Source organism: Chryseobacterium sp. CP-77 (assembly GCF_036362765.1).
GTDB lineage: Bacteria > Bacteroidota > Bacteroidia > Flavobacteriales > Weeksellaceae > Chryseobacterium > Chryseobacterium cupriresistens.
In genome coordinates, this window is the sequence record NZ_CP143637.1 from 5099394 (window position 1) to 5125303 (window position 25910).

Below are 25910 nucleotides of genomic sequence, written 5' to 3' on the forward strand. Positions count from 1 at the left end.
AAGGATATGAATACAATTAAAACTCAATATAAATTATGATAGAAGTTATAGTCGGTGTTGTTTGTTTGGTAATCGGAGCTGTCGTGGGAATGTTTTTTTCCAGAAGTTCTCTGAATACTAAAGCAAAATTCATCATAGATGATGCCAAGAAAAATGCCGAAAACCTTATAGAAAAAGCTAATGTACAGGCTGAATCCATAAAGAAAGAAAAGAATCTTCAGGCTAAAGAAAAATTCCTGGAACTGAAATCACAGCATGACGCTGATATTCAGTCCCGCGAAAAGAAAATGCAGGAAGTTGAGAAAAGAATCAAAGACAAGGAACACAAGCTGAATGACGAGCTTAGCAAGACTGGGAAGCTTGAAAAAGATCTAGACAGACAGATTGCAGATTATGCCAAGAAGAACGAGATTCTGGATAGAAAACAGCAGGAATTAGATACGGCTACTGCCAAAAAAGTAGAAATACTTGAAAAAATCTCTAATTACACCGCTGAGGAAGCTAAAGCAGAATTGGTAGAAACCATGAGAGCAGAGGCCAAAACAAGAGCACAGGCACATGTTCAGAGCATCATGGAAGAGGCTCAGATGAATGCTAAAAACGAAGCGAGAAAGATCGTTATCCAGACAATCCAGAGAATCGGAACGGAGCAGGCAATCGAAAATTCAGTATCCGTTTTCAACATCGAATCTGATGAAGTAAAAGGTAGAATTATCGGTAGGGAAGGTAGAAATATCCGTGCTTTGGAAGCTGTAACCGGAGTAGAAATTATCGTTGATGATACTCCTGAAGCTATTCTTCTTTCATGCTTTGATCCGGTAAGAAGAGAAATTGCAAGACTATCCCTTCATAGATTGGTAACCGATGGTAGAATTCACCCGGCAAGAATTGAAGAAGTGGTAGAAAAAACAAGAAAACAGATTGAGGAGGAAATCATTGAAGTAGGGAAGAGAACCATCATTGATTTAGGAATCCACGGATTACACCCTGAACTGATCAAAATCGTAGGTAGAATGAAATACCGTTCTTCTTACGGACAAAACTTACTACAGCACTCGAGAGAAGTAGCCAACATTGCTGCAACGATGGCTGCTGAATTAGGATTAAACGTAAAATTAGCAAAAAGAGCAGGTCTTTTACACGATATCGGTAAAGTTCCTGAGCAGGAATCAGAATTACCACACGCCCTTTTAGGTATGCAGTGGGCTGAGAAATACGGTGAAAACCCTGAAGTAGTAAATGCTATCGGAGCTCACCACGACGAAATTGAAATGAAATCGTTATTATCTCCGATCATTCAGGTTGCCGATGCGATCTCAGGAGCAAGACCGGGAGCAAGAAGACAGGTATTGGAGTCTTACATCCAGAGATTAAAAGATCTTGAATCTGCAGCATTAAGCTTCGATGGAGTATCCAGTGCTTATGCTATCCAGGCGGGTAGAGAACTGAGAGTAATGGTAGAGAGCGGAAAAGTAAATGACGAAGTAGCGTCTCAGCTTTCTTACGATATCTCTGAGAAAATCCAGAATGAACTGACTTATCCTGGGCAGGTAAAAGTAACAGTAATCAGAGAAACGAGAGCTGTCAATATTGCCAGATAATAATCAGAAAAAGATATTTGATAAAAACCTTTCAAGAAATTGAAAGGTTTTTTATTTTTATCAAAACTTAAAAATGCAAGAACTGTCCCTGTCTTCAAAACTGAAGTACATTTTCTCTATTCCCGTTATTATTTCTGCCCTTGGCTATTTTGTAGATATCTATGACCTCCTTTTGTTTGGTATCGTTAGAATACCCAGTTTAAAAGCTTTAGGGCTTAATCCGGATGCGGACGGAACTTTTATTCTGAACTGTCAGATGGTAGGCCTTCTTATCGGAGGGGTGTTCTGGGGAATTTTTGGAGATAAGAAAGGAAGGCTTTCCGTACTTTTTGGATCCATATTAGTGTATTCTTTAGCCAATATTGCCTGTGGTTTTCTGCCTTATTTTCCAAAAGAGCATTTGGTATACCAATATGCTGGCTTAAGGTTTATTGCAGGTATCGGACTTGCCGGAGAGCTTGGAGCCGGAATTACACTGGTTTCTGAAAGTCTGCCGAAGAGTTTAAGAGCCATCGGGACCTCGGTTGTTGCCGGTTTTGGATTAATGGGTGCCGTTGTAGCTCAGCTGACTGTAGAGCTAGCCGGAGGATGGAATATTTCTTACATTATCGGTGGGATAATGGGAATTATGTTATTGATACTGAGAATAAGCGTATCGGAATCCGGAATTTATAAGAATCTTGAGCATAAAAACATCTCAAAAGGAAACTTTCTCTCCTTTTTTACCAATAAAGACAGACTGATAAGATATTTAAAATGCATTGCAGTGGGACTACCTACCTGGTATTGTATAGGGATTCTGGCTGTTTTAGCCAATCAGTTTGCCCCTGAATTGGGCATAAAGGATATCAACCCCGGAAAAGCCATCATGTGGGCTTATGTAGGTATTTCTGTCGGTGACCTGTTGAGTGGTTTTATTTCCCATGCTTTAAAATCACGTAAAATGGCCATCTTTTATATGCTGATCTTTACGCTGATCGGGGTGGCAATTATGTTATTCGGGAATACCAACACGGAAACCAGATATTACCTGTTTTGTGTATGGCTGGGATTTGGAACAGGATATTGGGCTATGTTTGTAACGTTGGCAGCAGAACAGTTCGGAACGAATATCAGAAATACGGCAACAACTACCGTTCCTAACATGGTAAGAGGTCTGGTACCGGTAATGATATTTGCTTTTGATGCTCTTAAAGGACATTTCCCGGTTGTGGAAAGTGCTGCCATAGTAGGAGTGGTGGTATTCGGGCTGGCATTTTATTCTTCACTTACCATTTCAGAAACCCATGACAGAGATCTTGAATTTACGGAATAATTTAACTTGTTTAATAAATAACATAGTGCTATTCCTTATTTTGAACATAATAATAGGGTTATTATCAATAAATTATTCAATTTTACATTAATTTTTGTTGCGAGTATTTAATATTTGTTTAACTTTGAAAGGTAACTAAAACTATATTTTTAATCAAACTAAATCTCATGAACATTATGAAAAACGCTAAAAAATTAAGAAAACAGGATCTGAAAAACATTACCGGAGGAATAAGCGGAAACCCTGATTTATCACTTTGCGGATGCAGCTGCTCAGGAGCAGTAACCGGACCTTGGTATTGTGTACAATATATTGGCTGTCCACAGGTTTATACTTGCGGAGAGATCTAAGAAATTATTTCAATTAGAAATAAACATTTCCACATTTAATATGCAGAACCCTTTTGATTTCAAAAGGGTTCTGCTCTTTTTAATGGATAATGTAAAGAAGGCTGCCGATGCTTATCGTTACCCATAGGATAATTGCCATTACCAAAGGTTTTAATCCGATTGATTTTAGTGTTTGAACAGAAAGGGTAGAACCAATCAAAAATAAAGTCAGATTCAGACCGGATTTTGCCAGAACGGTAATTGAAGTACTGAAACGGTCAAGAAAGGGAAAATAAGTATTCAAAAGGATTGCTACAATGAAATATCCAATAAACCAGGGAATCTTTATTTTGGAATCTTTACTTTTAAAAATAAACATGGTAATCAGTGAAACAGGAATAATCCATAAAGCACGAGCCAGTTTTACTGTGGTGGCTATTTTCAAAGCTTCATCTCCATATTTACTGGCAGCACCCACTACAGAACTCGTATCGTGAATTCCCACTGCACACCAAAGCCCAAACTGCTCCTGTGAAAGATTCAGCAGGTGTCCTATTGCAGGGTATACAAACAAGGCAGCCGAATTTAATGTAAAAACAATAGCCAGTGCAAGAGAAATTTGTTTTGTATTAGGTTTAATGATGGGAGAAACAGCAGCAATAGCACTCCCGCCACAAATAGCAGTTCCTGCGGAGAGAAGATAAGATAAAGGTCTTTCCAGTTTAAATAATTTTCCCAGAAAATATCCTAAAACCATAACGGTGACAATACTTACAACAGTCAGCATCAAGCCTGTTTTTCCGGCATGAAGCGCTTCATCAAGCTTCAGCCCGAATCCAAGACCTACAATTGAAATCTGCAGCAGTAAATGAATATATTGATGAAGGTGTTTTTCAAAAGGATTTCCGATAAAGACAACCAGGAAAAAACCCAGCGCCAGGGCGATTGGAGAAGATATAAAGGGGGTAAGGCATAATACAGCCAAAACAATAAAAAATACTTTCCTTGTTATTTCATTTTGAATGAAATCTTTCATAATGCGAACTTTTAAAATGAGTATCAAAAGTCCGGAAAATAGTATTACAAAGTAAATCGTATTTTGTTATATCCGATAACTAAAAGTTATACCTTTGCTTATTGCTTATTGCTTATTGCTTATTGCTTATTGCTTATTGCTTATTGCTTATCGCTTATTCTGCAAACCTCAAAAAAAGTTTGATCAGTTCAGATTGTTCTCCTTTGGGAAGGATAAAATGAAAATCTCTTTCGATACTGAAATTTTTAATATCAATCACTGTAAGGATGTTGTTTTTTAGCTCGTTAAGGATAGTGCTGATAGAAAGAAACGCCATACATTCCGAGTGTAGAAGGTAATTTTTAATACTTTCACTGCTTCCCAGCTGTATGACAGTATTCAATTCATGGATATTAATTTCCTTTTCTTTAAGCCTGTTTTGGATAAATTCCAGCGTCCCGGAACCCTGTTCCCTGAAGATAAAATCCAGCTGATAAAGATCTTTTAAGCTTAATGTTTTATGGGCAAGAGGATGATCTGACTTTGCGGCCAGTACAATCTCATCGGGCTTAAACGTTTTATATTCAAAATAAGAAGACTGTGATTCTCCTTCAATAATGCCCAGATCAATTTTCTCCTCTTTTAAAAGGGTTGAGATGGTTTCTGTATTTCCTGTCAGCAATTCAATCTTAATATCTTTATAATACGAATTGAATTTGGCTAAAATCTCCGGTAAAATATACTGTGCAACGGTTGTACTCGCCCCGATAATCAATTTTCCCTTATGCTGCTGACTGATCTGGCTGATCTCAAATTCCATGTCACGGTAGATGTTTCTGATCTTTTCGGCATGTTCAAACAAAATTTTTCCGCTTTGAGTCAGTTGGATAGAAGTTCCTTTACGGTCAAATAGCTTAGCACCTATCTGAGTTTCAATCTCTTTAATATGCTTGGTAACAGCGGGTTGGGAAATGTGAAGCTCCTCTGAAGCCTTCGTGAAACTTAATCGGGTAGCCACCGTATGGAAAACTTTTAATCTGTAATCGAACATGGGGGTAAAATTACGAATTATAGTTGGAAATGGTGAAGAGAGTTTGAGAGTTTGAGAGTGGAGGGTAATGAGATGCGAGTTGCGAGTTTCAGGGTTTCGGGTTTCGGGATTTTGGGTTCAAGATGTTATAAGTGAAGAAGAACAAAGAACCATTAAAAACCAGCATCCAGCAACAAAATAAACAAATAACTGTGACCTCGCACCTCGCACCTCGCATCCCGTAACTCATAATCCGCACCCCGAATCTCGAAACCCCTTATAAAAAATCCGAAACAGACTTGTCCTGCTGACTTTCAAATCTTCTGTTTTTTGCCTCTCCAATCTTTTGTTTTGTATAAATACTGTTATGACCGGAAAGAAGATAAGAAACGACACACGCAATAGCTACATAAACACCGCATTCTGCCCCGAATAATTCAATTCCCATCAGCATACAGGCTAGAGGAGTGTTGGTAGCTCCTGCAAATACGGCTACAAACCCCATTCCTGCTAATAATCCGAAGGGTAAAGGAATGAATAGTGACAGAGCACTGCCTAAGGTAGCACCAATGAAGAACAAAGGTGTCACTTCTCCACCTTTGAATCCGGCCGAAAGCGTAACAATGGTAAAAATCATTTTTAAAGCAAAATCATACAGTGGAAGCTGCTTTTCGAAAGATTCCACAATTACAGGAACGCCCAGTCCGATATAACGGGTTGTTCCCATCGCAAAAACGGCAAGTGCTATAATAATTCCTCCTACCACAGGACGAAGCGGAGGGTATTTGATATTTGATTTAAAGACAGAGCCCATCCAGTGGATGATTTTACTGAATGCAGCAGCGCAGATTCCAAAAGCTATTCCCGCCAGAATGCTATATAGAATTGGTAAGAACTCAAGTTTAGGAATAAAATCAATATGGTAATGGGTATGTTTTACATTCCAGAGATTGGTAGCCCAGTCCGCCAGAATGGCAGAAGCAAATGCCGGAAAGATCGCATTGTAACGAATCCTTCCGATCAGAAAAACTTCAAGACCAAAAACGGCTCCTGCCAGCGGCGTTCCGAAAACAGAGCCAAATCCGGCTGCAATAGCAGCAATAATTAATATTTTTCTTTCATTTCGGTCAAGTTTAAAAGGTTTGGTGAGCTGATCTGCGATAGCACCTGCCATCTGAAGAGCTGTTCCTTCACGGCCGGCAGAACCTCCGAAGAAATGCGTTGCAATGGTTCCCAGATACACAAAAGGAGCCATTTTAAAAGGAATAATTCCCTTGGGTTCATGGATGGTATCAATCAACAGATTATTTCCAGCCTCAACATCTTTTCCGAAATAATAATAAAGAAGTCCTATCAGAAATCCTGCAGCAGGAAGTAAAGCAATCAGCCAGAGATGATTTTCTCTGAAGTTTGTTGCCCATTCTAAAGACTGAAGAAATCCTGCAGAAGCGGTTCCTACCAATACACCAATAATGATACTGATACACAGCCATTTTAAAATATAAGGAATTGCCGGAAATTTTCTGAAGAAAAAACGAGTATGAAAAACTGCTTTTTTACCTGGTGTTCTTTGACTTTTTGACATAATAATCCTGATTAGTTATTTGTTAATAATCTTTTAATCAGGCGTCATCAGCTTTTGTAAAGCGGTTGGGTAAGGAAGAACACCATTTCCTTTTGAGAGTACAAATATATGAATTATGATAAAAAGATAAAAGATAAAAGATAAAAGATAAAAGATAAAAGATAAAAGATAAAAGATAAAAGATAAAAGATAAAAGATAAAAGATCTTATGTTAAAATTCAATAGGGGTGGGCTTTAGCCCAGCCAAATAAATTTTAAATCCCATTGGCTTTAGCCCAAACTTAAAAATAACCATAGCTTTAATATACCGGATAATGCATCGCCTTATTGATTTCAATCGGGTTATTATATTTTCTGATGACCTCCTGCATGCTTTTGGTCTGGGTATTCAGTTCATCCACATTATGAATTTCCTTTCCATTGATATTAATTCTAAGGTCATTATTGGATTTGCTGATATTATTTCTTTCAAAAGCAAAAGGATCATTATAAAACTCCATAAGCAGCTTATATTTTTGCTTTTCGTTAATAGGGATTGCCTTATTGCCAAAGCTGGATTCCAGGAAATCTGAAGTAGAGGGGACTTCCGGAAGTTCTCTGCTTTTAACGAGAGTATATAGGAAATTTTTCTTAGCATCTGATAGCTCAAAGATTAAACCAGGTAATCCACGCAGTTTGAATGGCCCTTCATTAAATGGAATGTCTTTACAGAACCAGGCCGTCCAGCTTCTCCCTCCAAATTTTGCAGTTGCTTTTTGTAAAGTATAGTTTTCTACCTTTTTAATCTCATCAGCAATGGTCCAATTGATCTTATCCGTTGTTTTAAATGTGTAATATCCATTTTTAATGTTGATGAAATTTTCATTATCAAAAGAATTGATCTTTCTCTTAACCACCTGTCCGGTCATATCCGTATAGCTGAAGTTCGTTCCGAATTTTTTATTCAGTGAGTCTCTGATGGCGAGATCTTTTCCATAGAATTTTACTTCCTTCGGGGTGATATCCAGGATCATATTCACTTTTTCATATCCAGCCTCGGTAGAATCCATTTTATACTGAAGCTCATAAATAAACCGGTGTGTCTGAGACTGCACCAAAGCTATTACAAGCAATGCTGTTAAAGTAAAAAAACTTTTCATATCATGTGATTGGTCGTTTTTTGTTACTGGTTTCCCAAAACCTTAAACCTTGAACTTTAAATATTGCAATCTCGCATCCCGAAACCCGCTCTTACAAAAAAGGTTTCATTTCATCTTCAATCTGCGTTCTCAGCTCCATCAGGCGTTTGGCATACATTTCAAGCTGTTTTTCTTCCTCTGTTTCCGGTGTCCATTTTGGTACAGGGAGTTTCTTCCCATTTTCATCCACGGCTACAAATACGATAATACAATGTGTTTTCTTCTCAAAGTTGGGCTGTTTTAAATTTCTTGAAAAAACATTGATAGCGATATGCATGCTTGAAGTTCCGGTATAGATCACCTGGGCATCTACTTTTACTACTTCCCCTATTTTTATGGGATCATAAAAACGGATTCCACCCACATAGACGGTAACAGAATAATTACCACTCCAGGTTGTTGCGCATGCATAACCGGCCTGGTCAATCCATTTCATAACACTTCCTCCATGTACATTTCCTCCGTAATTTACATCTGAAGGTTCCGAAATAAACTGAAAAGTAATTGGCTTGTTCTGCATCTTTATAAAATTTGAATAAAGTTATTTAATAATTTCCAAAGTTTTAGATTAAATCCTACTTTTGAAAGACGAAACTTTCAATGAAAGAGAATTTTAACCTATAACAGATTTAGAACCCGTAATGAAGAAAGTATTTTATCTCAATACATGCGATACATGCAGAAAAATTTTAGCCCAATTTGACCTTACAGACTGGGAACTTCGTGAAATCAAAAAAGAACCAGTTACAAAAGAGGAATTGGCGGAAATGTATAAAAAAACAAAGTCATACGAAGCATTATTCAGTAGAAAATCCACTCAGATCAAATTGAGAGGTCTGGATGTAAAATCTCTAACAGAAAAAGATTTTAAAGAATTGCTGCTGGACCATTATACTTTCCTGAAAAGACCTGTATTTATTACCGATAAAGAGATTTTCGTGGGTAATGACAAAAAAAATGTTGAAGAACTGCAGAAGTTCTTTGGCGTAAGCGAATAAAACAATTGTAAATAATTGATCTGTCCGGCTCTATAATGAATTCATCATGGAGCCGGACGTTTTTTTATTTTGTGGCTGTAAGTGTTTGATTTGTAGCTGTTTTATAGCTTTTAATGTTTATATTTATCTTCACAAAAATTTATAATATGAAAACACACTTTTCAAAAACAAAGAATCTGAACAGATCAGCCTTAAAGGAAATTAATGGTGGAGAGAAAACCCTTCCGGTTAACTGTAATACATTATGTTTTCCCGCAGGCGGAGTGCTTTCCAATACTCCCGGCGTAGGGGATGCCTGTTCTCCCGACAGGAAAATCTGCTGCATCTGTTATTAAGCAAAAAAAGAGGCTGTCTCAAAAGTGAGACAGTCTTTTTTTTGAGCATAAAAAAAGGAAAGCTTTTGCTTTCCTAATAGTTGCAAATTGATTAATTTGCTGTGTGTTAAGTAAATCAAAGGTAGTCTTTAAAGATTATAATCCCAAGCAAAATTTTCTTTTTCCTCCTGATTTGTCGGAGCTGATAGAAAATAATCATCCTGTACGAACTGTTTCAGCTGTTATAGATGGTCTGGACATCACTAATTTACTCCGTAATTATAAACCCGGCGGCACATCGGCGTATCATCCCAAAATGCTTTTGAAAGTATTGGTTTATGGCTATTTGTGTAATATTTATTCGAGTAGAAAGCTGGAGCAGGCACTCAAAGAGAATGTTCATTTTATGTGGCTAAGCGCCATGAACCGTCCCGATCATAATACTTTGAACCGTTTCAGAAGTGAGAGGTTAAAAGGAGAACTCAAAGAGATCTTCGCACAAATTGTATTATATCTGGAGAAAGAAGGTCTGGTAAGCCTGCAAACCATCTTTACAGATGGGACTAAAATAGAAGCCAATGCCAATCGTTACACATTTGTATGGGGAAAGGCTATCAAAAAGAATAAAGAACGTATAGAGTCCCAACTTGAGGATTTGTGGAACTACACTCAGGAAATAGCCAGGGAAGAAATGAAAGATACTTCGGAGGTAACCTTTAAGTCTATGGACAAAGAAAAAATAAAATCTGTTATAGAAACGATAGATTCTACTTTAAAAAAGAAGAAAATTTGCTCTAAAGTTCGTCAGAAGATTAATTACGCAAAAAAGAACTGGCCTGAAAATCTTGAAAAATATGAGAACCAAGAGGCTATTCTTGGGAATAGGAACAGCTATTCAAAAACAGACCCTGATGCTACTTTTATGCGCATGAAAGAGGATCATATGCGTAATGGGCAGCTCAAAGCGGCTTACAATCTTCAGTTGAGTACCGAGAATCAGTTTATCATTAATTATACTCTGCATCCTAATCCTGGTGACACTAAAACCCTTCTTGCTCATATTAAGAATTTTGAACACCTTTATCATAAACCTCCCAACGAAATAGTGGCTGATGCAGGATATGGCTCAGAAGAGAACTATATTTTTCTCCAAAAGAGAAAAGTCAAAGCCTATATCAAGTATAATTATTTTGATAAAGATCAGAAAACCAAAATTATAACATCTTCGCCCTCTAACCCAAAACTTTCAAAGCTCCGGCATAAGGTTCATAAGCTTCTCAATACAAAACGGGGCATAATGCTTAGAAAACAAAGGTGTCACGATGTAGAACCTGTGTTTGCTCAAATCAAACATAACAAAGGATTTAAAAGATTTTTTCTCAGAGGACAAAATAAAGTCGAAATAGAAACCGGCTTGATTGCTATTGCGCATAATCTTAGAAAATTGGCTCTGGCAGGGTAAAAAAACCTTCCTTTGTTTTATTCTACCATAATAACTCAAAAATATGATCTAAAAAAAATAAATTCATTGAAAAATATAAGTTACAAAAAAATACGACCATAAAAAAGGCTGTCCTTTTGAGACAGCCTCTTCTCTTTTTGTTATTTTTTTTCAATTATACAAAAGGAGCTTTCACCACTTTTGCAGGAATGTTCTTGTTTCTCACCTGAATAAAGATTTCAGATCCTAATTTGAAATGAGGTTTGTCTACGTAAGCAAGACCTAATCCTACTTTTTTCATTGGAGACTGTGTTCCTGAAGTTACTTTTCCAATCACGTTTCCTTCAGCATCCACCACAGGATAGTCATGTCTTGGAACTCCTTTATCTGTCAGTTCGAAACCAACTAATTTTCTTGTAACTCCTTCTTCTTTCTGTTTTGCGAAAACATCTTTGGAAACAAAGTCTTTATCAAACTTAGTAATCCACCCTAAACCGGCTTCAATCGGAGACGTTGTATCATCGATATCATTTCCATACAGGCAGAATCCTTTTTCTAATCTTAAAGTATCTCTGGCAGCCAGTCCGCAAGGAATAATTCCTTCTTCTTTACCAGCTTCCATTACGGCATCCCAAAGTTTTTCAGCACTTCCGTTATTGAAATAAATCTCAAAACCACCGCTTCCTGTGTATCCTGTGTTTGAAATAATCACATCGTTTTCGCCCGCAACAGTTCCTACAGTAAAATGATAGTAAGGAATTTCTGAAAGATTTACGTCCGTAAGCTTTTGAAGAATTTCAGTAGCTTTAGGCCCCTGAACTGCCAATAATGACATCTCATCAGAAGCATTGGTCATTTTAGCCCCGAAAGTATTGTATTTTGAAATATGATTCCAGTCTTTGTCGATGTTGGATGCGTTGACTACTACAAAATATTTGTCATCTTCCATTTTGTAAACGATAAGGTCATCTACAATTCCGCCGTTTTCATTCGGAAGGCAAGAATATTGAGCTTTTCCGTTTTCAAGTGCATCTACATTATTGGTAGTTACATACTGCAAAAGGTCTTTTGAACCCGGCCCTTCGATGAAAAACTGTCCCATGTGGGAAACATCAAATAATCCCGCTTTTTCTCTTACTGCAAAATGCTCCTCTGTAACCCCTGAATATTGAACAGGCATTTCAAAACCTGCGAAAGGTACGATCTTAGCTCCCAAAGAAACATGTTTGTCGTACAAGGCTGTTTTCTTCATATTTAATTTTTATTTCTTTATTTTAAAACTGTTAAAAGTCTCATTGAATAGGGTCATATAGTTTCCGTTCCAGAATTTCTGGCCACAGTTGATGGAAACCAAATATAAGTTTTTATCTTTTTGAAAAGCTCTGGTTACCCAGAACAGCTTCTCTTTTTCATCAAAGTGCTCATAGAAATATTCTGTATATCCTTTCTGGCTCTTTTTTTCTTTTACTTTATCCTCCGGGTCTTGTGATTGATAAAGCGCCAGCATAAATTTTTTTACCTCCTCTTTGGGAAGGGGAAGATCATGATATTCCGAAATGGTAATTGCGCCTATCTGACTGGTAGGGAAAATATTAACAATTTCACTGTCGTTGGTAGATTTCCAGCCTTCAGGAACAGTAATAGAATAATTGGAATTTTCATAGATCTTTGCTTTTTGGGCAAAAAACAGACTTCCTGTAAAAAGTGCAGAAAAAAGCAATATTTTTTTCATCGTTAAAAATGGTGTTTATATTCTTCGAGGATGATTTTAAACCATTCCGTAAAGTTTTCAGGATGTTCGGAAATTTCTTTATCCAGATTTTCCATGGAAATGAATCTTACTTCTTCCACTTCTTCTTTATTCAAATTGAAAGCAGCTTCATGATTTCCCACAAACACATGATCCAGCTCGTGCTCCCAAAGGCCACCGCCTACATCTGCTTTGTAAATAAAATGGAATTTTTCTGAAAGTTCTGCTTCAATTCCCAGTTCTTCCTTTAGTCTGCGTACCGCTCCTTGCTGATAAGTTTCCCCGTCACGCGGGTGCGAGCATACCGCATTGGTCCATTGGTTAGGAGAATGGTATTTTCCTGAAGCCCTTTTCTGAAGAAGCATTTCTCCTTTACTGTTGAAAAGAAATACAGAAAAAGCACGGTGTAACAGGCCATTGATGTGAGCCTGCTGCTTTTCCATCAGCCCTAAAACCTCATCTTCAGGATTTACTAAAACAACAAATTCTTCCATTCCTACAAATGTAAGAGTAATAAATGTATTTTGGAAATTTTTAGATAAACATCATGCGTTTTGTAATCATGTTAGTGGATGCAGTAACGAAAGCTTATAGCAAATTTGTAAAATCAATTAAAACTTTATCTACACTCTGATTTTCCTCTAGAGAGAAAAAGTGAAAAATTTTAACTATTTGCAATAAAATGGCTGGTAATTTATTAAAATTATTCTTTAAATAATTTTTTTGCAGCATAATTTTAATATAATTAAAATTGATAATGTCTCGTAATTGTAAAAACGCTAACTTTGTTTTTTAATATTTAGTAATGGAATTAGAATACATTGAACACATTAGTCCTATTCTAAAGGATGGAATAAAAAATTACTTAATAGATATCGACGGAACCATTACCGATGACGTTCCCAATGAAGAGCCGGAAAGAATGGTTACCTGCGAACCCTATCCTGATGCTCTGGAAACGATCAACAGATGGTATGACGAAGGACATCAGATCTGCTTTTTTACTTCAAGAACCGAAAATCTGAAACAAATTACGATCGACTGGCTGGATAAGCATGGCTTCAAATACCACAGCGTGCTTTGCGGAAAACCAAGAGGAGGAAATTATCACTGGATAGACAACCATCTGGTAAGAGCTACAAGATACAAAGGAAGATTTACGGATTTGGTAGAAAAACAAGTGACCATTGAGGTATTCAAAGAAGACGGCGAATAAAAATATAATTCAAAGATTTAAAGATTAAATGTGAACCACTACCTTTAATTTTTAAATCTTTCATTTTTTAATATACTTGATATTTTATGAAAGTTTTAGCAAACGACGGCCTGGATCAATCTGGAATAGATGCATTGACAGAAAAAGGCTTTGAGGTAATCACTACAAAAGTTCCCCAGGAATTTTTAGTAGATTATATTAATGAGCACAAAATCCGCACATTATTGGTGAGAAGTGCCACACAGGTAAGAAAAGATATTATTGATGGCTGTCCGTCCATCGATATTATTGGAAGAGGAGGTGTTGGTATGGATAATATTGACGTAGATTATGCAAGGGAAAAAGGGATTCATGTGATCAACACTCCTTCAGCATCATCGGAATCTGTGGCTGAGCTTGTTTTCGCCCATTTGTTTTCCGGGGCGAGATTTCTTCAGGATTCTAACAGAAAAATGCCTGTTGTAGGAGATACTGAATTTGCAGGTCTTAAAAAAGCATATGCTGCAGGTATCGAACTGAGAGGAAAAACCATCGGTATTGTGGGAATGGGAAGAATCGGCCAGGAAGTGGCAAGAATTGCTTTAGGACTTGGGATGAGAGTGATTGCTGCTGATAATAACGTCGGAAGAGCAAGTATCAAAGTGAAATTTTACAACAACCAGTTCATCAATGTTGATATCGAAACAGAGCCGTTACAGGATGTTTTAAAACATTCGGACTTCATTACTTTACACGTTCCTGCACAGAAGGACGGTTATATGATCGGAAAGGATGAGTTTGAAATAATGAAAGACGGAGTGGCTGTGGTAAACTGTTCAAGAGGTGGAGTTATTGATGAAGCAGCTTTAATTCAGGCTTTGGATTCAGGTAAAGTAAGATTTGCCGGTTTGGATGTTTTCATTAATGAGCCAACACCATCCAAAGAGATCCTTACTCATTCTAAAATTTCTCTTACCCCTCACACGGGAGCTTCTACTCTTGAAGCGCAGGATAGAATAGGGCTTTCCCTGGCAGAGCAGATTTCAAGTATCTTACAGATTCAATAATTTGAAAAAGATCATAAATAAAGCACTCCAGCCTTAGACCGGAGTGCTTTTTTATTTTTAAAACTGTTGTTTAAAAGATTAGATATTTTTGCTTTTCAGCAAATCTCTGATCTCCATCAGTAATTTTTGATCTTCTGTAGGTCCGGCAGGAGCAGGAGCCTCTTTCTTGTTCACTTTGTTAGCCAGTTTGATGATCCAGAAAAGAACCATTGCAATACAAAGGAAACTGATTACTGCTGAAAGGAAGTTTCCATAGGCAACACCATTCCATGTAAGTTTTGCAATGTTTTCTGCGCCGGCGGCTTTCAATGCCGGGTTGAGTATAAGAGGAGTGATTACATCTTCCACTAATGAGGAAACAATTTTACCAAATGCTGCCCCAATGATCACACCGACAGCAAGATCGAGAACATTGCCCTTAAAGGCAAACTCTTTAAATTCTTTTACAAATCCCATAATTTATATTTTTTTAATTAGTATATACACAAAAATATAATTAAAAAATGTAAAAAACACTACGTTTAATCGTTTTTTATTCCCAAAATATTGAAATTTAAGCTCATTTCCTGCTAACAGTTTTAATGAATATTTCAGCATTGTAACAATACATTATTTCATTAATGATGACTTTTTATTTTTATTAATGAGGTGATATCATAATGAAAAATCTTTTGTAATTTGCTTAAAAGTTTGTTTCATCTATGAAAATTTTCACCGCAGAACAGATACGCAGCTGGGATCAGTTTACGATTTCCCATGAGCCGGTTTCTTCTATTCAATTAATGGAAAGAGCTTCAATGGCTGCTGCTCATTGGATTTCGGAACACTGTAAAAACCATAAAAAACTGGCTGTATTTTGTGGTAACGGAAATAACGGAGGTGACGGCCTGGCTGTCGCAAGGCTACTTTATCTGAAAGGTTTTGATGTAGATGTATTTGTAAGCGATTCCAAAAGGAAATTTTCAGAAGATGCTTCTGTTAACCTGAAAAGACTCCGCGATTTGTCGGGAATTTCAGTCAGAAAATTTGATCCCGAAGAACACTATAATTTTGATGAGAAAACCATTATTGTAGATGCTCTTTTCGGAACAGGATTATCCAGACCGTTGGAAGGTGATTATAAAAGGCTTGTTGAACAATTAAACAGCAAAAAAAATAGTAAAATATCCATCGATATTCCTTCCGGATTGTCTGCAGATGAAATGGTTGATAATAATCCGGTTATTCTGAAAGCTGATTATACACTGACCTTTCAATGTTGGAAAAGAACCTTCCTTCATCCTGAAACAGGGAAATATACCGGAAAAGTAGTACAGCTGGATATTGATTTAAGCAAAATATACGCAGATACAACTGATTCTGATTACTCTGTAATTGATGATCAGCTGGTGGGATCGATATTTATTCCAAGACAGGAGTTTTCTCATAAAGGCAGTTATGGTAAGGCAGCCATCATAGGAGGAAGCTATGGAAAAATAGGAGCCGCAGTGCTGGCAACACGATCAGTTCTCAAAACCGGAGCAGGGCTGACCTTTACACTCGCTCCGGAATGCGGATACAATATTTTGCAGACTTCATGCCCTGAAGCTATGTTTATAAAAGGAGGGGAGCAGTTTATCACAAATTTTGAAATGGACAAAGATGTTACCTGTGGTGCAGGTCCTGGTTTGGGAACGCATTCCGGTACAGAGAAAGGCTTTTTGAGTTTTCTTAAAAACTATTCTCAGCCACTGGTTCTTGATGCAGATGCATTGAATATTATTTCAAATGATCCAAAAAATTTGAAACTCATTCCCAAAAAATCAATCATAACTCCTCATCCGAAAGAGTTTGAAAGACTTTTCGGAAGTACAGATAATTCTTTTGAAAGACTTGAACTGGCAAGGAAAAAGGCAAAGGAACTTGATCTTTATATTGTCCTTAAAGACCACCATACCCAGGTTGTTACTCCGGAGGGAAAAGTATTCTATAATATAACCGGAAATGCAGGTCTTGCGAAAGGAGGAAGCGGAGATATTCTTACCGGAATTCTCACTTCGCTTCTGGCTCAGAAATATTCTGAAGAGGAAACCTGTATTCTGGGGGTATGGCTGCATGGCAGCGCTGCCGATATTGCTTCAGAAAAACATTCAAAAGAATCGATGCTGCCTACTGATGTCATTGATGCCTTTGGGTCTGTTTTTGAAGAACTGAACAGGAAAGCGGGGAGAAATCTGTAAGTAAACAGCTAATAAAAAAGGCAAATCTGTATTTCTACAAATTTGCCTTTTTATTTTTCAGCTTAAATGGCTTATTCCGGCTTCTCGTTTTCTGCCTCAGTGATCTTGAATTTCCTGGAAACGATCATGATGACAACACCTGCAATCATAAAAGGAATCGAAAGAACCTGACCTGTATTCAGACCGCCAATCTGGATGAATTCATCTCCCTGTGGCTCTTTAAGGAACTCAACAAAGAACCTGATCGCCCAAAGAATGATGAAAAACAGACCGAATAACCATCCCTGCTGGTATTTTTTATTTGTTTTTCTGTACAGTATCCATAGTAAAATGAAAAGAAGAACATATCCTACCGCTTCAAATAACTGGCTTGGGTAACGGGGTACAGTAAGACCATACTCACTGCTTTGTTGTGGGAAAAGCAAAGCAAACGGAGAATTCGGGTCCGCTGGTTTACCAACGATTTCAGAATTGAAAAAATTCCCCATTCTTACAAACGCACCTCCTAAAGCTACGACAATACCTAGTCTGTCATATACCCAAAAAGGGTTTTTCTTAATGATTTTAAATGAATAATAAAGCGTGGTGAAAATCAGGGCAATTGTAGCACCATGGCTCGCCAGTCCTGAAAAACCTGTGAATTTTAAACCGTTTTTTGTACTTATCGGTAAAAATACACTCCAGAAATCCTCTTTAAATAGTTCCGGCTGATAAAAGATAACATGTCCTAATCTTGCTCCCAGAATAGTCCCGATCAATGTCCATGTGAACAGAGGTTCAAGGTATTTCTGGTTCACATTATCAATCTTAAAAATTCTCGTCATCAAAACATATCCGAATCCAAAGGCAAAAACAAACATCAAACTATAAAAGTGAAGCGTAAATGATCCGATGTGAATACCTTTTGAAGGATCCCAGATTTTAAATGAAGTCTTAAGTTCTACTTTATCAGAATCAGTGATAGGTTTTACAGTCTTTACTGCATATTTAAAAGTGGTGATATTTTCTTTGGTAACACCTGTATCAATCAACTTAAAGTTTTTATCAAAAAACTGATATCTGGAATCCTTGTACTTTGCTAAAGTGGAAGCCCCAAAATTATAATAAGCAGGTTCAAAATTGGATTCATTAAGAATCACAACGAAAGACTGGTTCTTGTCTGATTCTCTGTCCGGGAAAGCTGTAAGGTCTCCCATTTCTGTGGTAGAATAGATTTTTACAGGAACATTACTTCCATTGATATCTAAAGTTCCGTCAGATAAACCTCCAGGGTATTCCTGTGCAAAAAGAAGCTGCGTGATGAACGCAAACAGCACAAGATAAATTCTGAAAAAGAGTGTATTCATTTTTCTATTGATTTAATAGTTTGATTATTGACATTTATGTTTGGGTGGAACAGGATCATAACCGCTTCCTCCCCAGGGATGACATCTTAAAATTCTTTTAAATCCCAGCCAGAAACCTTTAAAAACACCATGTACCTGAAGCGACTCAATCATATAGTGGGAACAGGTAGGTTCGTAACGGCAGTTTTTGGGAAGTAAGGGCGAGATGAACCATTGGTAAAATTTGATCAAAATTACCAGCGGAAATGTAATGATTTTATTGAATGTAAGTTTCAAAACAATGCAAAAATAGGGTAAAAAAATGAAAATTAGTTTAATTTTGTTATAAGTTTCGGAGATCAGAAATCCGGGACATTGATCTTAAAAAATAGAATTACTTTGAATCAAAATATCCCATTAGCTGAAAAATTAAGACCCAAAACCCTGAACGATGTTCTTGGGCAGGAGCATCTTACCGGCGACAAAGGAACAATCAGAAAGATGATTGAAAACAATACCCTGAATTCGCTGATATTCTGGGGACCTCCGGGAACGGGGAAAACAACACTTGCTGAAATTATTTCTGAGCAGTCGGGGAGAAAGTTTTATAAGCTTTCCGCAGTTTCTTCCGGCGTGAAAGATGTGCGTGATGTGATTGAAGATGCCAAGAAGCAGAATTTATTTTCCGGAAAATCACCGATCTTGTTTATTGACGAGATCCACAGGTTTAATAAGTCACAGCAGGATTCATTATTGCATGCGGTAGAAAAAGGCTGGATTGTTTTAATTGGAGCAACTACTGAGAATCCAAGCTTTGAGGTGGTTTCAGCACTGCTTTCAAGAAGCCAGGTCTATGTTTTAAAAGCTTTAAGCTATGAAAAACTGGAAGAACTGATTGATATCGCATCAGAAAGATACAATAAAGATGAAGGAACAGATTTTAAAATCCTTGAGAAAGAAGCTTTCATTCAGTATTCCGGTGGTGATGCCAGAAAACTGATCAATTCCGTAGAACTGGTTTTGAACCAGTATAAAAATTCGGGTACAACGGAAATCCTGAATTCTGATGTTCTTGAAGTTCTTCAGGAAACGATGGCTTTGTATGATAAAAACGGAGAGCAGCATTATGATATCATCTCAGCCTTCATCAAATCTATGCGTGGAGGTGATCCGAACGGAGCGGTATATTGGCTGGCAAGAATGATTGCCGGCGGAGAAGATATTAAGTTTATTGCAAGGAGAATGCTGATTCTGGCTGCGGAGGACGTAGGTCTTGCTAACCCCAATGCTTTGGTGGTTGCCAACAACTGTTTTCAGGCGATCAATGTGATCGGGAATCCTGAAGCGAGGATTATATTAAGTGAAACAGCCGTATATCTTGCGGTTTCCCCTAAAAGTAATTCTGCGTATATGGCGATTAATGAAGCGTTGGCTCTGGTAAAGCAGACCGGAAATCTGCCTGTACCTCTTCATTTGAGAAATGCACCTACAAAATTGATGAAAGACCTTGATTACGGAAAAGAATACAAATATGCCCATTCTTACGAAGGAAACTTTGTAGAACAGGATTTTCTTCCGGAAGAAATTCGAAATGTGAAACTATATGAGCCAGGAAATAATTCTACAGAAAAGAAGATTTACGAGGAGCTCAAGAAAAAGTGGAACAATAAATACTAAAATAAAAAAGGATGCTGAAAAAACGGCATCCTTTTTATATTAAATCGGTTTTTTTAACCTATACCATTTCAGCTATTATAAAGTGAAAATGGTGGTAAATATTTTTAAACCATTAAGGAGACTGAAGAATTAAAGTATAGTTAAGATAAATCATGCTGATTTTAAGGTAAAGCGAAGCTTATCTTAATAATCTTAACAGCTTAATATGATCTTAATGTTTCAAAAAAATCAAATTATTCGGTAGTGTAAATAAACAATGTTTTCTTACCGTTGTAATCTTTTGTTTCTGTTCTTTTCTTGATTTCAGGATAAATCCAAGTGTTGGTGTCCGTAAATTCATATCCTTCAATAAATACAGGATTGTCTGCCGGAATATTGTATTGTGCATTCATATTGGATAACGTCACTCTGTCAAGTACATTTTCTCCGTTCTTGAACTTATATTCGGTCACTCCTTTCGTAAAAACAGAACTGTATTTTTTTAAGCTTTGGGGAAGACTGGCTGGAGTATTGTATACTTTAGAAACCTGTAATACGTTCTTTTTTGTATTGAACAATTCTACTGTCCCAATGGCGTTATCAGCTACTGCGAACTTTACGGAAGGATTTTTTTGCTGGGCCAATAAAGTAGCAGAGGACAGTATTAAAAAAGAATAGAGTAGTTTTTTCATAATTGGAATGTGTAACTGTTAAAAACGTGATAAATATAGTTATTTTTTATAAAATCTGAATAAAATCTTGAATTGTTTTACATTCTATTTAGAAATGAAAACTTTTTTCTGATTATCAGTTTGTACTTTCATTTTTTTTCTCCTTTTTATCTACCATATTTCTGATCATATTTTTCAGTCGCTGGAAAGTGAAAGAGCTTAATAATAAAATAACTCCGAGAGCAATAAAGGCACTGATTCTTGAGATATTATCCATTTGCCATACATCATAACCATAAAGTTTCAATACCATCAGGCCAACCAATGCAAAGCCGATCTTGTTATATTCCTGAATATTCTTTTTCAAACCTGTATAAATAAAAATACTGGCAAGAATTGTCCAGATAACAGGCAGATAAAGAATATTGAAATGTTCACTTGCTTTATAAGAATGTGGAAGATCATTGGAAACCATTAAAATATATGAGTGATGCAGCTCGCAGCTTACAGAAATGATTAGTGCCAGAGCCTGTATCCAGTAAGAAATCTTTTGCTTATGAAACGCTGAAGTAGGAATAATTCTGTATCCTATATATATAAAAGGAATCCATTGCAGTAGATGAAGGAAATAAAAGCTTAAATGGAGCTTTTTTGTTAAGACAGCGGTCACAACCGGAAGAGTCGAAACCGATGTATTTATTACGATCAGGAAGAAAAACAGATAAATCAGTAGGTTTTGAACATCATTTCTGATGCTCAGCAGTTTCCTGAAAAGCAATAAAATAAAAATATAATAAATGCTGAATAAAAGTCCTGTGCTGGTAATGGCTGACCATGGCATTTCCGAAATGTGATAAGTGATTTCAAGAAGAAAAGTAATATAGATAACCCCATAACTGATCACAGTAATAAGATCTTCAAAAAAGTTATTGCTCTTTTCCTGTGTCTCTTTCACGGTGTTCCTTAGCAAATACAGATTAATCATAATAGAAACAATAGTAAAGGAACTGGTGATGAATGGAGGATTGAATATGATATTGAAATCTTTTGTTCCAAAATATTCAGTCCAGGTTACAAGCTGGGCGATCATTACCAATGGAAACAGAATATAAAAGAAGGTTTTGAAAATCTTATGACCTGTTTTTTTCCAGATAAAAAGAAGGAGGGTAGTTTCTATGGCCCAGATACTGGTGATGAGATGCGTTTTAAACTGAATAGCAACCGCAATGGTTATAAGGCTGGTAACAAGCCCTGCCAATACAGAATAAGCTACTCCAAAGCTTTTGCGGGTATATTCTCTGAAAAGTAAAATAGCATTTACAGCAGCAAAAATAAGCGGGAAAACAATCGGGGGTTCATATTTTAATGTATCAAAAATGTAAAGAAGCCCCAGAATACTTGAAAAATTAGCGAGAGCAAGTATTAAAATATCAGAGGTTGAGAGGATATTTCTTCTGAAGTAATCATACAGGGCAAAAATGTAGAAAATCGCATAACTGATCAGATAAAAAGTAATGCTTAAAAGCTCCGGGCTTTCATGGGTCCAGAATAAAAGGTAGCCTGTTGTAAAAATATAAGCTGTCCATCCCACACTTTTCCAGTGCTGCAGAAAAGAGGCTGCCAGCATTCCCGTATTTAAAAGAGTAATATAAATAAAAAGGAAAAGATAATTACTTTGTCCTGTACTGATCATGAAAGGAGCTGCAAAACCTCCTATCAGTGAAAAGATAATCAATACTTCACTTTTATAGTAATAGGACAGGATGATAGAGGCTGCGGTAATCAGTGCCGTTATAATAAAAGCAGTATTTTGGGTAAACAGATGATATTCACGAAAGGCAATGGTTGCTGTGAAATACAGAACAGCAACACCGCCTCCTGTAATGATGGAAGAAAAAGCCTGATAATTTTTTCTGAGAAAATGCCCGGTGATGATGATTCCTGCTCCGGTACAAAAACCGATTCCCGCTCTTGCTGCTTCGCCGATCCAGTTTTTATCAATGGCATATTTTACAAAATAACCAATTCCGAGAACAAGGGTAAAAATTCCGATAATGGTAAGTGCATTTTGTTTTAAAAAATCAGAAACAGGAGCAAGCCAGTCTTTTTGAACTGGTGTTGAGGTTTCTTCACTTTTTTCACGGTATGGTATATCTTCCTGCTGAACCTGTTGAGGTACCTCTTGCTGCGGAATCAAACTGTTTTCTGTTGAGGTTGTCTTATGAATTACTTCTGTCTGAGCCTGAGTAGTCTTGTTGATCTTATTATGAAGATCTGAAATCTCCTTTTCCAATTTTCTGATTTTGCTGTTCAGATTATTGAAAATGACGAAGATAATGATAAAGATGATAACTGCAACAAACTCATTCATTTCATTAGTTTTTATCAAATATAAAGAAATGTATCAAATGTTATTTAAAAATTAACCCATCGCGGTATAAGCGATGGGTTAAATGGTATAGATAACTAACAATATGTTTTACTAGTTTGATACTTTGTAAATGTAGAATGACGCAATACTGGATCCTAATAATCCTGCCGTGATAACACCGGAATCTACAAGTCCGAAAGAAACTTTGTCACCCGCCTGGAATGAATACAAAGAATTGATGCTGGAATCGGAAAGTGTTAAGTTAACTGCTAATGCAAGATTAACTCCACTGAATGGACGAGTGTCTATCAAAGTGGTTACTGCAGATCTCGTTCTTGCGATAGCAATACCAGGTGCTCCAGACAATAAGGAAGCCTGTAAACCTGTACCATATCTGAATGCAAATCCAACCGCATATACTCCGGTAGAAGGAATATTATAAGAACCATCAGCATTGGTAAATAACGCAGCGGTTCCTATAGTTCTGTCGGCTTGTACAAAGCTGACAGGCTGGTAATCAGAAGGCAAAACACCTAAGTTCAAAAGGGTTATACCAGTTGTTTTTTTCGCAGAATATACGGAAGTGTTGGTTCCGGCAGCTGCAGTTATTAATGACGGGTCAACTGAGAATACCTGGGTGGTTCCCTGATTAATTCCTAAAATCTGATATCCGGGTAGGGATGTAGCTGCAGGGGTATCACGAACTTTCAAGGTTCCATTAACATCTAGGGTTGCAGATGGGTTGGCTGTATTGATACCAACCTGTGAGAATAATGGTAACGCTGCACATGCTAACATTAAGCTGTAAAGTTTAGTTTTCATGATCAAGATTTTTAAATTAGTTGCTAAGCAAATATACAACAAAAATTATACCCGACATTGTGAAATCTTTAAAATTAACATTATTATGATGTAATATATTTAAACATATGTTTATATTTTAGTTAATATTTGGACATAATTTGGTTACGACTTATTATATTTATTTTTAATTTAATGTATTGTTTATCAGTGTTTTGTTAAAATATAATTCTCCCTGTTGTGTGGGTTATTTATTGGTTTAAACAGAAGGTGTTATCCATAGATAATTTATCATAAAAGTTTTTTTGAATTTGATATTTCTTAATTGAATAAAAAAAAACACTGCCGTAACGACAGTGTTTTTGAACAGATTTATTTGTTTTCTTAGCTTTCCAACAGGAATTCTTTATAATTCCCAAGAAAATCTACATTAGCGTTGATTGATTCGAGCTCTTTGAGTGCGTTTTCATGCAATACTTCATTCCATGGTCCTTCAACATTGATAAAAAAGAAATAATTTCCCAAACCTGTTTTTAAGGTTCTGGATTCTATTTTGCTAAGGTTCATTTTTCTCCATGCAAAAACCGATAGAACCTGATGTAAACCTCCGGGATGATCTTCCGGAAGCGTGATGAGCATTCCTGATTTCTCACCCAGTATTTCCAGTTGATCATTTTGATATTTGTTCTGTTCTTTGGAAATAATGATAAACCGGGTATGGTTTTGTTCAAAATCCTGAATATTACGGTTCACAATTTTTAAGCCATATAAATTGGCAGCAAACTGATTGGCTACGGCGGCAATAGGAGTCTCCGGATTCTCGGAAACAAATTTTGCGGCCGCTGCAGTGGAAGAAAAATCCTGTTTCGGAATCTCTTTGTAATGAGTGTCCAGAAAATGGAAGCTCTGTGCGAGAGCCTGTGGGTGAGAATATATTCTTTCAATAGTCTCAACAGAATTTTCCGGATGAATCATCAGATGATGCGCAATAGGCATTACTGCTTCTGCTTCTATCTTAATAGACGGAGTCTTATATAAATAATCCAGCGTCATCGATACGGTTCCTTCGATTGAGTTTTCCAAAGGTACTACTGCTTTTACTACCTCTCCGTTTTCGACGGCATTAAAACAATCCAGAATGCTGGCTTGCGGTACTATTTCGTCATCAGGGAAAAGCTGTGCTGTAGCAAGCTGGGTAAAACTGGCATGAGGTCCCAAAAATGCAATCTTCATAGTGTAATATATAAGGGATGATTAAAATAATGGTACAAAGGTGCGAATTAATTCATAAACAGAGAGGGTGTAGAGTTTAAAGTGTAATGTTTTTAGTTGCGAGTTGCGAGTTGCGAGTTACGGGTTGCGAGTTGCGGGTTTATTTTGTGACCGGATAATTTGACATAGATATTTTAACTCTATTGAAAATTCACCAGTCACCTTTATAAAACCTCTACCCAATATTTCGTCGGGTATCTCCCTAATTCCTGCAACCTACTACCTGCAACCTATACCTTCCAGTTTTTCTCAATCAGTTCCATCAGAAAATCCGGACACCTGATCACTTTATTGGTTTTTGCATCCAGAAAGAATAGAGTAGTGGAAGCTTCTGTTATTTTAATATGCTCTTCATTGTAAATTTCATATTCAAATTCGATCCTTACCCCCGGAATTTTTTTAACATAAGTATGGATTTCTAATTTTTGATCATACAAAGCAGGGCGGATATATTTAATTTTGTAGTCCGAAACGGGAAGCCAAATTCCTTGGTTTTCAATTTCATCGTATGAAATTCCTATGCTTCTGAAGAGTTCAACTCTCGCTACTTCGAAGTACGTTGCATAGTTTCCGTAGTATACGTATTTCATTGGATCTGTTTCTGCGTAACGTACTCGTATTGAGTGTGTTGTGTGTATCATTTTAGGCGTTAAATTATACATACAAATATATTTTTAAATAATCAATACCTGCAATATTTTTTTTTGAAAAGAAAAAATTGGACCTTTGTCTTCCTTCTAAACACAGTACAAACAAAGAATAATCGGGGCTTAAAAA

Annotated in this window: 26 protein-coding genes and 1 riboswitch; of the genes, 10 read left to right on the forward strand and 16 right to left on the reverse strand. The window is 36.8% G+C overall.

Features of this window, described 5'->3' with window-relative positions; translation table 11 throughout:
• Positions 1-35 precede the first annotated feature (35 nt).
• The 3 genes from rny (at position 36) to V0410_RS22870 (ending at position 3266) form a co-directional block, all read left to right on the forward strand.
• On the forward strand, positions 36-1601 hold the full coding sequence (rny, locus tag V0410_RS22860; protein ID WP_171006220.1) for a ribonuclease Y: 1566 nt from the start codon (positions 36-38) through the stop codon (positions 1599-1601).
• 73 nt (positions 1602-1674) lie between these two features.
• Complete coding sequence (locus tag V0410_RS22865) at positions 1675-2916, forward strand: MFS transporter (RefSeq protein ID WP_330745762.1); 1242 nt, start codon at positions 1675-1677, stop codon at positions 2914-2916.
• Positions 2917-3083: 167 nt separating this feature from the next.
• Positions 3084-3266, forward strand: coding sequence for a hypothetical protein (locus V0410_RS22870; RefSeq protein WP_110009396.1), 183 nt, complete (start codon positions 3084-3086; stop codon positions 3264-3266).
• Positions 3267-3345: 79 nt separating this feature from the next.
• Here the strand turns inward: V0410_RS22870 and V0410_RS22875 are convergent, their stop codons facing one another.
• The 5 genes from V0410_RS22875 to V0410_RS22895 form a co-directional block, all read right to left on the reverse strand.
• Positions 3346-4281, reverse strand: coding sequence for a YeiH family protein (locus V0410_RS22875; RefSeq protein ID WP_330745763.1), 936 nt, complete (start codon positions 4279-4281; stop codon positions 3346-3348).
• 154 nt (positions 4282-4435) lie between these two features.
• Positions 4436-5311, reverse strand: a complete 876-nt coding sequence (locus V0410_RS22880) for a LysR family transcriptional regulator (RefSeq protein ID WP_330745764.1) — start codon at positions 5309-5311, stop codon at positions 4436-4438.
• 256 nt (positions 5312-5567) lie between these two features.
• Positions 5568-6875, reverse strand: a complete 1308-nt coding sequence (locus V0410_RS22885; RefSeq protein WP_330745765.1) for a voltage-gated chloride channel family protein — start codon at positions 6873-6875, stop codon at positions 5568-5570.
• 31 nt (positions 6876-6906) lie between these two features.
• Positions 6907-6974: riboswitch (Fluoride riboswitch) on the reverse strand.
• A 200-nt stretch (positions 6975-7174) separates the two neighbouring features.
• Positions 7175-8014 (reverse strand): GLPGLI family protein, encoded by an 840-nt coding sequence (locus V0410_RS22890; RefSeq protein WP_330745766.1) that lies wholly within the window; start codon positions 8012-8014, stop codon positions 7175-7177.
• A gap of 91 nt (positions 8015-8105) precedes the next feature.
• Positions 8106-8573, reverse strand: a complete 468-nt coding sequence (locus V0410_RS22895; RefSeq protein WP_002980508.1) for an acyl-CoA thioesterase — start codon at positions 8571-8573, stop codon at positions 8106-8108.
• A gap of 121 nt (positions 8574-8694) precedes the next feature.
• Between V0410_RS22895 and V0410_RS22900 the strand changes: the two genes are divergently transcribed.
• The 3 genes from V0410_RS22900 to V0410_RS22910 all read left to right on the forward strand — a co-directional run bounded on the left by V0410_RS22900 (position 8695) and on the right by V0410_RS22910 (position 10827).
• The gene (locus V0410_RS22900) at positions 8695-9051 is read left to right on the forward strand and encodes an arsenate reductase family protein (RefSeq protein WP_330745767.1); all 357 of its coding nucleotides are present in this window, start codon (positions 8695-8697) and stop codon (positions 9049-9051) included.
• Positions 9052-9197: 146 nt separating this feature from the next.
• Positions 9198-9386, forward strand: coding sequence for a hypothetical protein (locus tag V0410_RS22905; RefSeq protein WP_330745768.1), 189 nt, complete (start codon positions 9198-9200; stop codon positions 9384-9386).
• A gap of 103 nt (positions 9387-9489) precedes the next feature.
• Positions 9490-10827, forward strand: coding sequence for an IS1182 family transposase (locus V0410_RS22910; RefSeq protein ID WP_330743286.1), 1338 nt, complete (start codon positions 9490-9492; stop codon positions 10825-10827).
• Positions 10828-10981: 154 nt separating this feature from the next.
• On the opposite strand, the gene gcvT is transcribed toward V0410_RS22910, so the two are convergent.
• From gcvT to idi, 3 genes are read right to left on the reverse strand one after another with little or no spacing between them, the layout of a single operon-like run.
• Positions 10982-12058 (reverse strand): glycine cleavage system aminomethyltransferase GcvT, encoded by a 1077-nt coding sequence (gene gcvT / locus V0410_RS22915; RefSeq protein ID WP_120230545.1) that lies wholly within the window; start codon positions 12056-12058, stop codon positions 10982-10984.
• A gap of 9 nt (positions 12059-12067) precedes the next feature.
• Positions 12068-12538, reverse strand: coding sequence for a hypothetical protein (locus V0410_RS22920; protein WP_330745769.1), 471 nt, complete (start codon positions 12536-12538; stop codon positions 12068-12070).
• 2 nt (positions 12539-12540) lie between these two features.
• Positions 12541-13050, reverse strand: coding sequence for an isopentenyl-diphosphate Delta-isomerase (idi, locus tag V0410_RS22925; RefSeq protein ID WP_330745770.1), 510 nt, complete (start codon positions 13048-13050; stop codon positions 12541-12543).
• 311 nt (positions 13051-13361) lie between these two features.
• On the opposite strand from idi, the gene V0410_RS22930 reads away from it, so the two are divergent.
• Together V0410_RS22930 and V0410_RS22935 are read left to right on the forward strand one after the other, a co-directional pair.
• Positions 13362-13772 carry an LNS2 domain-containing protein gene (locus V0410_RS22930; RefSeq protein WP_002980498.1) on the forward strand — a complete coding sequence of 137 codons (411 nt, stop codon included), beginning with the start codon at positions 13362-13364 and terminating at the stop codon, positions 13770-13772.
• An 86-nt stretch (positions 13773-13858) separates the two neighbouring features.
• Complete coding sequence (locus tag V0410_RS22935) at positions 13859-14818, forward strand: D-2-hydroxyacid dehydrogenase (RefSeq protein ID WP_110009387.1); 960 nt, start codon at positions 13859-13861, stop codon at positions 14816-14818.
• Positions 14819-14896: 78 nt separating this feature from the next.
• Here the strand turns inward: V0410_RS22935 and mscL are convergent, their stop codons facing one another.
• Positions 14897-15274 (reverse strand): large conductance mechanosensitive channel protein MscL, encoded by a 378-nt coding sequence (gene mscL / locus V0410_RS22940; protein WP_110009384.1) that lies wholly within the window; start codon positions 15272-15274, stop codon positions 14897-14899.
• 245 nt (positions 15275-15519) lie between these two features.
• Between mscL and V0410_RS22945 the strand changes: the two genes are divergently transcribed.
• Positions 15520-17037, forward strand: a complete 1518-nt coding sequence (locus tag V0410_RS22945; protein ID WP_330745771.1) for an NAD(P)H-hydrate dehydratase — start codon at positions 15520-15522, stop codon at positions 17035-17037.
• A gap of 71 nt (positions 17038-17108) precedes the next feature.
• Here V0410_RS22945 and lgt read toward each other — a convergent pair whose 3' ends face one another.
• The gene (gene lgt, locus V0410_RS22950) at positions 17109-17897 is read right to left on the reverse strand and encodes a prolipoprotein diacylglyceryl transferase (RefSeq protein WP_330747744.1); all 789 of its coding nucleotides are present in this window, start codon (positions 17895-17897) and stop codon (positions 17109-17111) included.
• 510 nt (positions 17898-18407) lie between these two features.
• Positions 18408-18659, reverse strand: a complete 252-nt coding sequence (yidD, locus tag V0410_RS22955) for a membrane protein insertion efficiency factor YidD (RefSeq protein WP_034695943.1) — start codon at positions 18657-18659, stop codon at positions 18408-18410.
• Between the two features lie 102 nt (positions 18660-18761).
• Between yidD and V0410_RS22960 the strand changes: the two genes are divergently transcribed.
• Positions 18762-20039 carry a replication-associated recombination protein A gene (locus V0410_RS22960; protein WP_202844003.1) on the forward strand — a complete coding sequence of 426 codons (1278 nt, stop codon included), beginning with the start codon at positions 18762-18764 and terminating at the stop codon, positions 20037-20039.
• A 233-nt stretch (positions 20040-20272) separates the two neighbouring features.
• Here the strand turns inward: V0410_RS22960 and V0410_RS22965 are convergent, their stop codons facing one another.
• The 5 genes from V0410_RS22965 to V0410_RS22985 all read right to left on the reverse strand — a co-directional run bounded on the left by V0410_RS22965 (position 20273) and on the right by V0410_RS22985 (position 25774).
• Positions 20273-20710, reverse strand: a complete 438-nt coding sequence (locus V0410_RS22965) for a hypothetical protein (protein WP_330745772.1) — start codon at positions 20708-20710, stop codon at positions 20273-20275.
• A 115-nt stretch (positions 20711-20825) separates the two neighbouring features.
• Positions 20826-23060: a DUF2339 domain-containing protein gene (locus V0410_RS22970; RefSeq protein WP_330745773.1), complete on the reverse strand. Its 2235-nt coding sequence runs from the start codon at positions 23058-23060 to the stop codon at positions 20826-20828.
• 111 nt (positions 23061-23171) lie between these two features.
• The gene (locus V0410_RS22975) at positions 23172-23882 is read right to left on the reverse strand and encodes a hypothetical protein (RefSeq protein ID WP_330745774.1); all 711 of its coding nucleotides are present in this window, start codon (positions 23880-23882) and stop codon (positions 23172-23174) included.
• Positions 23883-24245: 363 nt separating this feature from the next.
• Positions 24246-25094: a prephenate dehydratase gene (gene pheA / locus V0410_RS22980; RefSeq protein ID WP_330745775.1), complete on the reverse strand. Its 849-nt coding sequence runs from the start codon at positions 25092-25094 to the stop codon at positions 24246-24248.
• Between the two features lie 269 nt (positions 25095-25363).
• The gene (locus V0410_RS22985) at positions 25364-25774 is read right to left on the reverse strand and encodes an acyl-CoA thioesterase (protein ID WP_330747746.1); all 411 of its coding nucleotides are present in this window, start codon (positions 25772-25774) and stop codon (positions 25364-25366) included.
• Between the last annotated feature and the right edge of the window lie 136 nt (positions 25775-25910).

Bases quoted from the DNA above. Each gene is read 5' to 3' on its own strand.
- V0410_RS22900 (WP_330745767.1), top strand. From the start codon at position 8,695: ATGAAGAAAGTATTTTATCTCAATACATGCGATACATGCAGAAAAATT.
- V0410_RS22970 (WP_330745773.1), bottom strand. From the start codon at position 23,060: ATGAATGAGTTTGTTGCAGTTATCATCTTTATCATTATCTTCGTCATT.
- V0410_RS22985 (WP_330747746.1), bottom strand. From the start codon at position 25,774: ATGATACACACAACACACTCAATACGAGTACGTTACGCAGAAACAGAT.
- lgt (WP_330747744.1), bottom strand. From the start codon at position 17,897: ATGTTTGTTTTTGCCTTTGGATTCGGATATGTTTTGATGACGAGAATT.
- V0410_RS22930 (WP_002980498.1), top strand. From the start codon at position 13,362: ATGGAATTAGAATACATTGAACACATTAGTCCTATTCTAAAGGATGGA.
- V0410_RS22890 (WP_330745766.1), bottom strand. From the start codon at position 8,014: ATGAAAAGTTTTTTTACTTTAACAGCATTGCTTGTAATAGCTTTGGTG.
- V0410_RS22880 (WP_330745764.1), bottom strand. From the start codon at position 5,311: ATGTTCGATTACAGATTAAAAGTTTTCCATACGGTGGCTACCCGATTA.
- V0410_RS22905 (WP_330745768.1), top strand. From the start codon at position 9,198: ATGAAAACACACTTTTCAAAAACAAAGAATCTGAACAGATCAGCCTTA.
- V0410_RS22920 (WP_330745769.1), bottom strand. From the start codon at position 12,538: ATGAAAAAAATATTGCTTTTTTCTGCACTTTTTACAGGAAGTCTGTTT.
- rny (WP_171006220.1), top strand. From the start codon at position 36: ATGATAGAAGTTATAGTCGGTGTTGTTTGTTTGGTAATCGGAGCTGTC.
- V0410_RS22865 (WP_330745762.1), top strand. From the start codon at position 1,675: ATGCAAGAACTGTCCCTGTCTTCAAAACTGAAGTACATTTTCTCTATT.
- V0410_RS22975 (WP_330745774.1), bottom strand. From the start codon at position 23,882: ATGAAAACTAAACTTTACAGCTTAATGTTAGCATGTGCAGCGTTACCA.
- V0410_RS22895 (WP_002980508.1), bottom strand. From the start codon at position 8,573: ATGCAGAACAAGCCAATTACTTTTCAGTTTATTTCGGAACCTTCAGAT.
- V0410_RS22935 (WP_110009387.1), top strand. From the start codon at position 13,859: ATGAAAGTTTTAGCAAACGACGGCCTGGATCAATCTGGAATAGATGCA.
- V0410_RS22875 (WP_330745763.1), bottom strand. From the start codon at position 4,281: ATGAAAGATTTCATTCAAAATGAAATAACAAGGAAAGTATTTTTTATT.
- V0410_RS22965 (WP_330745772.1), bottom strand. From the start codon at position 20,710: ATGAAAAAACTACTCTATTCTTTTTTAATACTGTCCTCTGCTACTTTA.
- V0410_RS22945 (WP_330745771.1), top strand. From the start codon at position 15,520: ATGAAAATTTTCACCGCAGAACAGATACGCAGCTGGGATCAGTTTACG.
- gcvT (WP_120230545.1), bottom strand. From the start codon at position 12,058: ATGAAGAAAACAGCCTTGTACGACAAACATGTTTCTTTGGGAGCTAAG.
- idi (WP_330745770.1), bottom strand. From the start codon at position 13,050: ATGGAAGAATTTGTTGTTTTAGTAAATCCTGAAGATGAGGTTTTAGGG.
- pheA (WP_330745775.1), bottom strand. From the start codon at position 25,094: ATGAAGATTGCATTTTTGGGACCTCATGCCAGTTTTACCCAGCTTGCT.
- mscL (WP_110009384.1), bottom strand. From the start codon at position 15,274: ATGGGATTTGTAAAAGAATTTAAAGAGTTTGCCTTTAAGGGCAATGTT.
- V0410_RS22870 (WP_110009396.1), top strand. From the start codon at position 3,084: ATGAACATTATGAAAAACGCTAAAAAATTAAGAAAACAGGATCTGAAA.
- V0410_RS22885 (WP_330745765.1), bottom strand. From the start codon at position 6,875: ATGTCAAAAAGTCAAAGAACACCAGGTAAAAAAGCAGTTTTTCATACT.